This is a genomic window from Bradyrhizobium sp. MI1.7 (assembly GCF_055811795.1).
Window position 1 is genome coordinate 1 of sequence record NZ_JBVVPO010000063.1, and the last position, 11,481, is coordinate 11,481.

Sequence of the window (11,481 nt, forward strand, 5' to 3'; positions counted from 1 at the left end):
GAGAAGGCGCTCGGTCCGTTTCCGCAGACGCCCGTGAGGGCCGCGAGCTGACCGGATCGAGGACCATCTCGTCCGCCGACCGGTGCCGTCGGCCCCGTTCGGCGATGGTCGTGTCGATCTGGCGCAGGCTGATAGCGATCGTCCATGTCAGGCGCGAGCGGTCCCGGGCCCGGTGCCAGCTCGCCGCCATGAGCGAACGGGAGCTTCAGGACTGCGGCATGACCCGGGCGGAGATCGCGTACGAACTGAGGAGACCGGTGCGACGGAGTTAGACAAACGGACGAGATCCAGGCGCCGCCTGCCTCCCATTTTATCGTAGCCGGCGGAACCTTCGGGTTCCGCCGGGCGTTTGCTCGGTTCGGGGGCAATCGCGCCCCGGCATTGCACGCGTTTGGGACATTTCATGCTGGCTGGGGTTTCGGACGTTTCAACACAGGTGGGCCGCAGCTTTTCCGGACTCCGCGAACGATTGAGAGATGCGACTGCGAATGCGCACCGGGAGCTCGATGCGCAGCTTTCGTCGTTCGACCTCACAGTCCTGTCCGGTTACCGCCGCTTCCTGCAAGCCAGCGCCGGCGCACTTCTTCCGCTCGAAGCTGCGCTTGTGCAGGCCGGCGTCGCCAAGATGTTTCCGGATTGGCGGGAGCGGGCGCGTAGCGCCGCGATCGCGGCGGATCTCGCGCAGCTCGGCAGCGCCGCGCAATCCACCGTGTCCGTGCCGCCGCTGACGCGCAGTGGCATGCTCGGCACGTTGTACGTTCTGGAGGGCTCCCGGCTCGGCGCAAAGTTTCTGCTGAAGGCGGTTGCCGATGCGGGCGATCCGCGCATCGGCGAGGCCACCGCCTATCTCAGCCATGGCGCGGGCAAACGGCTCTGGCAGAGCTTTCTGGCGAAACTTCAAAACGAAGGGGCATGCGACGAGGACGAGGCGATCGAGTCGGCACGTCTCGCCTTCGCGGCCTTCGAGCAGGCGGCGGACCGCGCATGAACGAGGCGGTCAATCTCACCAATTGCGATCGCGAGCCGATCCACATCCCCGGCAGTGTCCAGCCGTTCGGCTTCCTGCTCACGGTGCTGTCGGATTTCACGATCTGCATGGCCTCCGACAATGTCGACAGCTTTCTCGGGACTGACGTCGCCGACCTGCTCCAGCAGCCGTTGTCGCGCGTCATCTCGGAAGCCGCGGTCGAGACCATTCGCAGCCGCGTCGATCATCTCAGCGGCCCCGATACGACCGAGCGCATGTTCGGTGTCGAACTCCAGGCCGGCAAGCCGCCTTACGATCTCTCCATCCACTTCTCCGGCGCCTATCTGGTCATCGAGGCGGAGCCCAGCGTCAACGAGCCCGGCGTCAATTCCGGCGAGCTCGTCCGCCTGATGCTGGAGCGAATCCGCAAGACGCGCGGCATGACCGAGCTCGCCCGCGAGGCGGCGCGCCAGCTCAAGGTCCTGACCGGATTCGACCGCGTCATGGTCTATCAATTTCACCCGGACGGATCGGGTGAGGTGATCGCTGAAGCTGCGGAAGCCGGCCTCGAACGGTTCCTCGGCCTGCACTATCCGGCCTCCGACATCCCCAAACAGGCCCGCATCCTTTATCAGCGCAACTGGCTGCGCATCATCGCCGATATCAATTCGAAACCAGCCGCGTTGTTTTCGACGGCCACGCACAATGCGGGGCTGCTCGATCTCTCCATGAGCGTACTGCGCTCGGTCTCGCCGATCCACATCGAATATCTGCGCAACATGGGCGTCGGCGCCTCGATGTCGGTGTCGATCCTGCGTGACGGCAAGCTGTGGGGCCTGTTCGCCTGCCATCATTATTCGCCGCGCTACATCTCGTTCGAGAAGCGCACCGCGTCCGAGCTGTTCGGGCAGATGTTCTCCTGGATCGTGGAGGGGCGCGAGCGCGAGGGCAATGTCGCCTATGAGATGCGCGCTCACCAGGTGCAGGAGCGGTTGATCGAGACCGCGGCCTCGCATGAGCACAGCCGGCGCGCGATCGTCGACTTCCTCGGCGACTATCGCGGGATGATCGATTGCGACGGCGTGGCGGTGTGGTCCGACAACAAGATCACGCTTCAGGGCCAGACGCCGACCGAGGACGAGGTGAAGGATCTGGTTGCCTTCATCAACCGAACCTCGCCGGGACGGATTTTCGCCAGTGCCGAGATTGCCAAGGTCTATGCCGCGGGCCAGTCCTTTCGCGACCGCGCGGCGGGATTTCTCGCCATTCCGATCTCACGGACTCCGCGCGATTGCCTGATCTTCTTCCGGCGCGAGGTCGTGCGCTCGGTGAACTGGGCCGGCGCGCCCGACAAGGTCTATGACGAGGGTCCGAACGGACCGCGGCTGACGCCGCGCAAGAGCTTTGAGCTCTGGCAGGAAACGGTGGCGGGCCAGTCGAAACCGTGGTCCACGGCCGACATCCGCATCGCCGAGAGCCTGCGCGTCACGCTGCTCGAAGTGATCCTGCAACTGTCCGACCTTGCCGCCCGCGAGCGTCGCGGCGCGCAGGAGCGGCAGGAGCTGATGATCGCCGAGCTCAATCACCGCGTCCGCAACATTTTGAGCCTCGTCCGCGCGCTGGTGGCGCAGAGCAAGGACACCGCCACGTCGGTCGAGGAATTCGCCGGCGTGCTCGGTGGCCGCATCCAGGCCTTGGCTCGCGCCCACGACCAGATCACCAATTTGAACTGGGCGCCGGTTGCGCTGCGCTCGCTGGTCGAGTCCGAGGCCGGCGCCTATCTCGGCGCGCGCGCCGGCCGCGTGAAGATGGGCGGGCCCGACGTCGCGCTCGATCCCAAGGCGTTCGCGACGCTGGCGCTCGTCGTGCACGAGATGATGACCAATTCCGCCAAATATGGCGCGCTGGCCGATTCCACCGGCAGCGTCGAGGTGGTGTGGCGTCTCGATCCGTCTTCAAGCCTTGTCATCGAATGGAAGGAGAGCGGCGGTCCGCCAGTGCAGCCGCCGTCGCGCCGCGGCTTCGGGACCACCATCATCGAGCGTTCCGTCCCCTTCGACCTCAAGGGCGAAGCCGAAATCCGCTTCGACCTGCTCGGGGTCCAGGCCAAGTTTATCATCCCGCCCAATTTTGTCGAACTGGTGCCATCAATCGGAGGAGCCGCCATGCGCGTCGAGGAGCAGCAACCCGCCCGTCCGCGAATTTCCGAGACGGCACTGATCGTCGAGGACAATCTGATCATCGCCATGGCGGCGGAAGTCATCCTGCTCGATCTCGGTGCCCGCCATGTCGATACTGCGGCGAGCGTCGACCAGGCGTTGCGCGCGATCGAGCGCACGCGTCCGGGTTTTGCGCTGCTCGATCTCAACCTCGGTAACGAGAGCAGCATCAAGGTGGCCGAGAAGCTGAAGGAGATCGGCGTGCCCTTCATGTTCGCGACCGGCTATGGCGAGCGCGCGCCGATCCCGGAAGAGCTGGCGTCCGCGCCGGTGGTCCAGAAGCCCTACACGCTGGAAGTCGTCGAGAACGCGCTCGGCAAATTGCAGGGGACGGTCGCCCAATAGACATCCATCCCGGCGACGCGTGCAGCGCTCTGCAAGCGGCTGCGGGCTTTGCGCCGAAACCTGCGCAACTGCCGATAAAATCAGCAGGTCTTGGGCGGGCCGGCGCACACATGCGCGAAAAATCGGAAGGTTCAATTAACGAGTGTCCCTCATTGTACCGCGGTGCAGCGTGGGTGCCGAAAAGCGACTCGCGGCTGCCGGGGGTGGCCGTGACGATTGCCGGGGTCGTTCGTCCGCCCGAATTCACATGCACCTGGGTGGACAGTGGGAATGCCGAACTTTCGTTTGCGGATCAGGGGGCGCCTGTACGCAGGCTTCATGGCCTTGGTGGCGGTTGGTCTCGTGATGGCGGTGGTCGCCATCTGGAATTTGCGGTCCGTGCAGGACCAGGTCGCAAAGGCTTCGGCGTTTTCGGACAGCACGGCGCGTGTCCTGGAGGTCTCGACCCATCTTCAGGCGATCCAGCGCGCCAATCTGCGCTACATCTACGACGCCAGCGAGCCCGCAATGAAGGAGGCCGCAGAGCGGGAGACCGCGGCGACCGAGCTGTTGAAGGTCGGGGCGCAGGGGACGCTCTCCGAGGAGCGGCGGAAGCTCTACAACGATCTGATCGCCGACATCGCGAAAATGCGAAGCCTGCGTGACAATCTCGGCGACGCCGTCAACGAGGCGCGGACCGGCAAGGCGACGCTGCTGCCCAGCGGTGACGAACTGACTGTCAAGATGGGCAAGCTGGTCGATGTGGCGCGCGCAGCCGTCGACGAAGACACCGGGGCCCTCGTTGCGGATCTCGAATCCAGGCTCCTTCTCGTCCAGATCGCGAACTGGCGTTTCCTGGCCCTGCGCGACAGCAAGGGGCCCGCCAACTTCAGAACCAATGTGGACAGGGCGTCGCAGCGCCTCTCGGCGCTCGAAAAGAGCCCGCAGGCGACCGAACTGCGCACGACGCTCGCGCCGGTGAAGACCTCACTCGGAATCTACAAATCCGCGTTCGAGACGACGTCGGCCGCGATGCTCCAGGCCGACGAGATCTACCACAAGAGCCTCGCGCCCCTCATCGTCGACAGCATCGCCAAGCTCAAGGTCGCGGAAGCCGCCCTGAAGAAGGACTACAAGGAGTCGCGCAGCCAGGCCGAAGCCGTGATTGACGGCACGACCACCGTGCAGGCGATCGCTGGCTGCCTTGCCACCCTGTTCGGATTGATCGTCGCCTTCCTGATCGCCCGCAGCATCGTCGGTCCCCTGACCTCGATGACGCGCGCGATGGGGCTGCTGGCCGGCGGCAATCTCGAGGTCGAGATTCCCGGGCGCGGCAAGGCCGACGAGATCGGCGACATGGCCAAGGCGATCGAGGTGTTCAAGACCAACATGATCGACACCGAACGGCTGCGCACGGAGCAGACCGAGACCGAGGCGCGGCAGGCGGAGAGCCGCAAGGCCGACATGGTCCGGCTCGCCGACCAGTTCGAGCAGGCGGTCGGCGAGATCGTCGACACCGTGTCGTCGGCATCGAACGAGTTGGAGGCGTCGGCGGGCACCCTGACGACGACCGCGACGCGCGCACAGAATCTGTCGACCGAGGTGGCGTCGGCGTCACAGGAGGCCACGGCCAATGTGCAGGCGGTGGCGTCCGCGACCGAGCAGCTGTCCTCCTCGGTCACCGAGATCGCCCGCCAGGTGCAGGAATCCGCCCGGATCGCCAACGAGGCCGTCGGGCAGGCGAGCAGGACCAATGAGCGCGTCGGCGAGCTGTCCAAGGCGGCCGCCCGCATCGGCGACGTGGTCGAGCTGATCAGCACGATCGCCGGCCAGACCAACCTCCTGGCGCTGAACGCCACCATCGAGGCCGCGCGCGCCGGCGAGGCCGGCCGCGGCTTTGCGGTGGTCGCCTCCGAGGTCAAGGCGCTGGCCGAGCAGACCGCGAAGGCGACCGGCGAGATCGGCCAGCAGATTTCGAGCATCCAGGCCGCGACCGAGCAGTCGGTCGGCTCCATCCGGGAGATCAGCGGCACGATCGAGCGGCTGTCGGAAATCTCGTCGGCGGTTGCCGCCGCCGTGGAAGAGCAGGGCGCGGCGACGCAGGACATCTCCCGCAACGTCCAGCAGGCCGCCCATGGCACGCAGCGCGTCTCGATCAATATCGGCGACGTCCAGCGCGGCGCCTCCGAGACCGGCTCGGCCTCCTCGCAGGTGCTCTCGGCGGCGCGCTCGCTGTCTTCAGACAGCAACCGGCTGAAGCAGGAAGTCGCGAAGTTCCTGGACTCGGTCCACGCTGCCTGATCGGCGCGGACCCGCAAAAGCAAAGGTCCACGCGCATGCGCGTGGACCTGCCATGGCGGCGTGGTAGGATGAGGACATCGATCGCGCGCCACCGCTTGATGTCCGGAATACGGTGGTGTCTTCGTCGGCTTCTCCGTATTCGACACCGGTAAAATACAGCCGCAATTAACAATTGTTCCGCATTGTACGGCAGCGCAGCGCGATTCTCGGAGGCGTGGTTGCAATGATCTGTCGTTGCAATCGCGCGAAGGTCGTCGGCTGCTTCTGCTTTTCTGCTGCAATGGGTGGACAGTGATGCCGAGCTTGCGTTTGAGAATTCGGGGGCGTCTCTACGCCGGATTTTCGGTTCTCGTGGTCGTTGGTTTGATCATGGCCGCGGTTGCGGTCTGGAATTTGTGGGCCGTCCAGGGCCAGATGGCACGGCTCTCCGCGCTCTCGGACAACACCGCCCGCGTCCAGGAAATCTCGATTAACCTCCAGGCGCTGCGGCGTGCCAATTTGCGTTACATCTATGACGCCAACGAGCCGGCCTTCAAGGAGGCTGCGGAGCGGGAGGCGGCGACGGCCGAGCTGTTGAGGGCCGCGGCCAAGTCGACGGTCTCCGAGGAGCGGCTCAAGATCTACAATGGCCTCGTCGGCGACGTCGACAAGATGAAGTCCCTGCGCGAGCGCATGGGCGCTGCCGTCAACGAGACGACGAAAGGCAAGGCCACTTTGCTCGCCGGCGGCGACGAGCTCACCGCTAACACCGGCAAGCTGGTCGAGGCCGCGGGTGCAACCGGCGACACCAGCGTGACCGCCCCCGTCGCCGATCTCGAATCCAAGATCCTCCTTGTTCGTGTCTCAAACTGGCGTTTCCTCGCCGTCCGGGACGCGAAGGGGCCGGCGACCTTCAGGACCAATGTCGATCGGGCGCAGCAAGCACTCAAGTCACTTGAGGGGGCCGGTCTGCCGGACGAGGTCAAGGCCGCGTTCGGGCCGATCAAGAGTTCACTTTCGACCTACAAGGGGGCTTTCGAGACGACATCCGCCGCAATCCTCCAGGCCGATGAAATCTACCGCAACGAGATCGCCCCCTTGATCAGCGATAGCGTCGACAGGCTCAAGGTGGCGGAGACCGGATTGAAGGCCGACTACCAGAAATCGCGCGCGGCCGCCGATGGCGTCATTGCCAGCACGACCTGGATTCAGGAAGTCGCCGGCGGCCTTGCGGTCCTGTTCGGCGGCCTCGTCGCCTTCCTGATCGCGCGCAGCATCGTCGGACCGCTGACCACGATGACCCGGGCGATGGGAGCCCTCGCCGGTGGCGATCTCAAGGTCGAGATCCCCGGCCGCGGCAATCGCGACGAGATCGGCGAGATGGCCAAGGCGATCCAGGTGTTCAAGGAGAGCATGGTCGAGACCGACCGCCTGCGCCACGAGCAGGTCGAGGTCGAGGCGCGGCAGGCGGAGAGCCGCAAGGCCGACATGCGAAACCTGGCCAATCAGTTCGAACGAGCGGTCGGCGAGATCGTCGACACCGTGTCGTCGGCATCAAACGAGCTCGAGGTTTCCGCGGGCACCCTGACCACGACGGCAACGCGCGCCCAGGATCTGTCGACGGAAGTCGCCAGCGCCTCCCAGGAGGCCTCGGCCAATGTGCAAGCCGTTGCCTCGGCGACCGAGGAACTGTCCTCCTCGGTCTCGGAGATCGCCCGCCAGGTGCAGGAATCCGCCCGCATCGCCAGCGAGGCTGTGGGTCAGGCAACGCGGACCAACGAACGGGTCGGTGAGCTGTCCAAGGCCGCCGCCCGTATCGGCGACGTGGTCGAGCTGATCAGCACGATTGCCGGCCAGACCAATCTGCTGGCACTGAACGCGACGATCGAGGCGGCGCGTGCGGGCGAGGCCGGTCGCGGCTTTGCCGTGGTCGCCTCCGAGGTGAAGGCGCTGGCCGAGCAGACCGCGAAGGCCACGGGCGAGATCGCCCAGCAGGTCTCCGGCATCCAGGCCGCGACGGAGGAGTCGGTCGGCTCGATCCGGGAGATCAGCGGCACCATCGAGCGGCTGTCGGAGATCTCGTCGACGGTCGCGGCGGCCGTGGAAGAGCAGGGCGCTGCCACACAGGAAATCTCCCGCAACGTCCAGCAGGCCGCCCATGGCACGCAGCGCGTGTCGACCAATATCGGCGACGTGCAGCGCGGCGCCTCCGAGACCGGCTCGGCCTCCTCGCAGGTGCTCTCAGCGGCGCGCTCGCTGTCTTCAGACAGCAACCGGCTGAAGCAGGAAGTCGCGAAGTTCCTGAGCTCGGTCCACGCCGCCTGAGCCGCAAACGCAAAAGGCCACGCGCATGCGCGTGGCCTCCAAGAGCTGCGTCGCGCGATCAGGCGACCTTCGTCGTCATGTGCTTGAACATGTTGGCGCGCGCCTCGTCGTCCATCTCGGCCTTGAAGGTGAACTTGTCCTTCAGGGCGATCGCACGCGCCGCCGCCGGCCGCGCCGAGATCTCGTCCACCAGCCGCTTCACGTTCGGGTAGCGCGCAAAGGCATCGTCGCCGAGCTTGAACGGCACCATCCGCGCCCAGCCCCACAGCGCCATGTCGACGATCGAATAGCTGTCGCCGACCATATAGCTGCGGCCTTTGAGGTGACCGTCCAGGATCTTGTAGTGGCGATCGGTCTCGTACTGGTAGCGGTTGTGCGCGTAGTCGTGGTTCTGGTCCTTGGGCGCAAAATGCTTGAAGTGCACGGCCTGGCCCGAATACGGCCCGACGCCGGTGGCAATGAACATCAGCCATGACAGCGTCTCGCCGCGGACGTTGGCGGCGGGGAGGAACTTGCCGGTCTTCTCGGCGAGGTAGAGCAGGATGGCGTTCGAGTCGAACACGATGGTGCCGTTGTCATCGATCGCCGGCACCTTGCCGTTCGGATTGATCTTCAGATAGTCCGGCGCGAACTGTTCGCCCGTGCGGGTGTCGATCTTGACCGGCTCGAAGGCCAGGCCGACCTCTTCGAGATAAAGCGCGACCTTGGTCGGGTTCGGCGATCCGTTGAAATAGAATTTGAGCATGTTTGTCTCCCCGATTCCCTTCTTAGAGAATGAATGCAGCGTCGCGGCCTTCTGTGCCTGAACATGGCCTGGGAGAGCAACCGGCGAGTTTGCCGGGCGGTGTCTGCGCGGTACGCAGATCAGCCGGCGTAACAAGGGCCGATCGCCGCCGTAATGGCGGTTCAAGTCCGGCTGAGCCGTTCCCGCAGGAATTCGATGAAGCGCTGCGTCTTGGCTGGCAGCAGGCGCGTCTCGGTGACTGCGTAGACAGTGACGGGCGAGCCCTGCCATTGCGGCATGATGCGACGCAGCCGGCCATTCGCCACTTCGTCGGCCACGATCTCTTGCGGCAGAAAGGCGATGCCCATGTCGAGCGTTGCGAGGCGGCGGATCAGTCCCACGTTGTTGAGCCGAAAACGGCCGCCGACGTCGGTCTGCTCCATCTGCGTGCCCCTGTGTAACGTCCACGCACTCACCTTCGTCATGCACAGGCATTGATGACGGGTGAGGTCCGCCGGTTCATGCGGCTCGCCGTTGGTCTCGAGATAGCGCGGCGAGGCGTAGAGATATCCCGGCATGCGGGCGAGCGGCCGCGCGATCATGTGGGACGGCTCTGATTCTCCGACGCGGATCGCCAGATCGAATGGCTCCGATACGAGATCGACACGTCGCGGCGTCAGGTCGAATTCGAAATCGATGTCGGGATATTGCTGCGCGAATTCGGCGATCAACGGTGCGAGGTAGGTGTTCGCGAAATCCACCGGCAGCGAGACGCGGAGCATGCCGCTCGGCTGCGCCAGCATCCCGTCCAGTTGCTCATGCGCCAGGCGCGCCTCGTCCACGATGCGCTTGCAGCGCTCGAAGTAGATCTGGCCGGCTTCGGTCAATTCGATCTTGCGGGTCGTCCGGTTCAGCAGGCGAAGCCCGATCTCCTTCTCCAGGAGATCGATCCGGCGCGACAGCGTCGAATTGGGCATGTCGAGGGTCTTGGCGGCGCGACGGAAGCTGCGGGCCTTCGCGACCTCCACGAACAGCGCCATATCGTTCAGCAACGCCATTTCATTATTCCATCAATGGATCAATCAGTTCCAATTTACGGTATTTATTCCATTGAGTGGAAGGTCCATCTGCCCTTTGCTGACATTGCAGGGCGAGCCATCCATGAAACGCGTAGAACTCGACAAGAACCTGAAGGTGAATCCGCCGGCGCTCGAAGGCCTCAGGCTCGCTGGATTGAATGTGGCGGTGATCGGCGGCACCGGCGGCATCGGCCGGGCGTTCAGTCGCCAATTGGCGGCCAAGGGGGCGCGTGTCCTCGTCGTCGGCCAGACGTTCCGCGATCAGAACGTGCCGGGCATCGCATTCATGCAGGCCGATCTGAGCCTGATGCGGGAAGCCAGGCGGATCGGCCGTGAGCTTCCCGCCGAGACGCTCGACATCGTCGTCTTCACGACCGGCATCATGGCGGGGCCCAGGCGTGAGGTGACGGCGGAAGGCATCGAACGCGATCTCGCCGTCAGCTATCTGAGCCGCTTCGTCATCCTGAACGCGATCGCCTCTCGTCTTGGAAGGGACAGGGCCACGGCCACATTCAAGCCTCGGATTTTCGTCATGGGATTCCCCGGGACCGAGCAGAGGGCCGATGTCGGCGATCTGAATTCGGAACGGAGCTACAAACGGTTCGCAGCCCACTCGAACACCGTGGCGGGCAACGAAGTGCTCGTCCTCGAGGCCGCCAGGCGCTTTGCCGATGTCGATGTGTTCGGCCTCAATCCCGGCTTCGTGAAGACCGATATTCGCGCCAATCTGCTCGGGTCGCGCGCGCTCGTCTCGCTGATCAACTGGCTGACCAGCTTCATGATGGTCGAGCCGGACGCCTATGCCGAGCGACTGGTGCCGCTCCTGGTGTCGCCTGATCTCAACGGCCGCAGCGGTGTCATGTTCAACAACAAGGCTGAGGCGATCCTGCCGAGCCCTTCGTCTGCGGAGCGATCCTACGCGACGGCGCTCATGGATGCCTCCGATCGATTGATCGCTCGTCTGGCGCCGTGAGGCCGCGCCTCGACGCTCAACTGGAATAGAGCAGGCCGACGATGGCGATGACGATCATCCCGGCGCCGACAGCGTCCAGCCGCATCGCGAGCCGCGTTGCGGCGTGCATGCTGGAGGCCCGTGCCTTGCGCTCCGATCCGCGCGCGTAGCCGTGCACGATGACGTCGTGATTGAAATTGTCGTGGGCCTCGTTGCTGCTGGCCAGCCCGACGCAGACCACCAGCACGCCGAAGATGGCGAGGCCGAAAAAGCCGAGCAGGGCGATCAGGAACATCGGAAACATGCCGAGCAGGAAGATCGGCAGCAGCGGCACCAGCAGCAAAGTCTCGGACTGTCGTCGCATCGGAGCCGGACCGGTCAGGACGGGGCTGATCGGTGAAATCTAGTCCTGGCTGTGGCGGCATTCAAGGAGCCGTAGGGTGGGCAAAGGCGCGAAGCGCCGTGCCCACCGCGTCGCTTGCGGCATATTCTAAGGTGGTGGGGCCCCGTGGGGTTTGCCACCCAAACGGGCCCCGGGGAAAAAAAAAACCCCCCCCAACCCCCCCCGCTATCGGCACCGGAAACGGGGATCACCGATAGACCCATGATTT

Annotated in this window: 9 protein-coding genes; 6 read left to right on the plus strand and 3 right to left on the minus strand. The window is 64.9% G+C overall.

Annotated features, from left to right (window positions below):
- From AC0L3X_RS36770 to AC0L3X_RS36790, 5 genes are all read left to right on the plus strand, one after another.
- The coding region (locus AC0L3X_RS36770; RefSeq protein WP_473317229.1) for a DUF1127 domain-containing protein at nt 1-272 on the plus strand (272 nt) is incomplete at its 5' end.
- A gap of 131 nt (nt 273-403) precedes the next feature.
- On the plus strand, nt 404-988 hold the full coding sequence (locus AC0L3X_RS36775; protein ID WP_354131798.1) for a biliverdin-producing heme oxygenase: 585 nt from the start codon (nt 404-406) through the stop codon (nt 986-988).
- Nucleotides 985-3,531: an HWE histidine kinase domain-containing protein gene (locus AC0L3X_RS36780; RefSeq protein WP_063985131.1), complete on the plus strand. Its 2,547-nt coding sequence runs from the start codon at nt 985-987 to the stop codon at nt 3,529-3,531. The genes AC0L3X_RS36775 and AC0L3X_RS36780 overlap by 4 nt, the downstream gene beginning before the upstream one ends.
- 270 nt (nt 3,532-3,801) lie before the next feature.
- A complete protein-coding gene (locus AC0L3X_RS36785; RefSeq protein WP_063985130.1) occupies nt 3,802-5,811 on the plus strand; it encodes a HAMP domain-containing methyl-accepting chemotaxis protein in 2,010 nt (669 codons plus the stop codon).
- A gap of 294 nt (nt 5,812-6,105) precedes the next feature.
- Nucleotides 6,106-8,115: a methyl-accepting chemotaxis protein gene (locus AC0L3X_RS36790; RefSeq protein ID WP_063985129.1), complete on the plus strand. Its 2,010-nt coding sequence runs from the start codon at nt 6,106-6,108 to the stop codon at nt 8,113-8,115.
- A gap of 58 nt (nt 8,116-8,173) precedes the next feature.
- On the opposite strand, the gene AC0L3X_RS36795 is transcribed toward AC0L3X_RS36790, so the two are convergent.
- Nucleotides 8,174-8,860, minus strand: a complete 687-nt coding sequence (locus tag AC0L3X_RS36795) for a glutathione S-transferase family protein (RefSeq protein ID WP_063985128.1) — start codon at nt 8,858-8,860, stop codon at nt 8,174-8,176.
- Between the two features lie 161 nt (nt 8,861-9,021).
- Nucleotides 9,022-9,897 carry a LysR family transcriptional regulator gene (locus AC0L3X_RS36800; RefSeq protein WP_231144352.1) on the minus strand — a complete coding sequence of 292 codons (876 nt, stop codon included), beginning with the start codon at nt 9,895-9,897 and terminating at the stop codon, nt 9,022-9,024.
- Nucleotides 9,898-10,000: 103 nt separating this feature from the next.
- Between AC0L3X_RS36800 and AC0L3X_RS36805 the strand changes: the two genes are divergently transcribed.
- The gene (locus AC0L3X_RS36805; RefSeq protein WP_063985127.1) at nt 10,001-10,891 is read left to right on the plus strand and encodes an SDR family NAD(P)-dependent oxidoreductase; all 891 of its coding nucleotides are present in this window, start codon (nt 10,001-10,003) and stop codon (nt 10,889-10,891) included.
- Nucleotides 10,892-10,907: 16 nt separating this feature from the next.
- Here AC0L3X_RS36805 and AC0L3X_RS36810 read toward each other — a convergent pair whose 3' ends face one another.
- A complete protein-coding gene (locus AC0L3X_RS36810; protein WP_063985126.1) occupies nt 10,908-11,234 on the minus strand; it encodes a hypothetical protein in 327 nt (108 codons plus the stop codon).
- Nucleotides 11,235-11,481 lie beyond the last annotated feature (247 nt).

What these genes read in the sequence shown, in the direction of transcription:
- AC0L3X_RS36775 (WP_354131798.1), top strand. Translation starts at nt 404, where the DNA reads ATGCTGGCTGGGGTTTCGGACGTTTCAACACAGGTGGGCCGCAGCTTT.
- AC0L3X_RS36780 (WP_063985131.1), top strand. Translation starts at nt 985, where the DNA reads ATGAACGAGGCGGTCAATCTCACCAATTGCGATCGCGAGCCGATCCAC.
- AC0L3X_RS36785 (WP_063985130.1), top strand. Translation starts at nt 3,802, where the DNA reads ATGCCGAACTTTCGTTTGCGGATCAGGGGGCGCCTGTACGCAGGCTTC.
- AC0L3X_RS36790 (WP_063985129.1), top strand. Translation starts at nt 6,106, where the DNA reads ATGCCGAGCTTGCGTTTGAGAATTCGGGGGCGTCTCTACGCCGGATTT.
- AC0L3X_RS36795 (WP_063985128.1), bottom strand. Translation starts at nt 8,860, where the DNA reads ATGCTCAAATTCTATTTCAACGGATCGCCGAACCCGACCAAGGTCGCG.
- AC0L3X_RS36800 (WP_231144352.1), bottom strand. Translation starts at nt 9,897, where the DNA reads ATGGCGTTGCTGAACGATATGGCGCTGTTCGTGGAGGTCGCGAAGGCC.
- AC0L3X_RS36805 (WP_063985127.1), top strand. Translation starts at nt 10,001, where the DNA reads ATGAAACGCGTAGAACTCGACAAGAACCTGAAGGTGAATCCGCCGGCG.
- AC0L3X_RS36810 (WP_063985126.1), bottom strand. Translation starts at nt 11,234, where the DNA reads ATGCGACGACAGTCCGAGACTTTGCTGCTGGTGCCGCTGCTGCCGATC.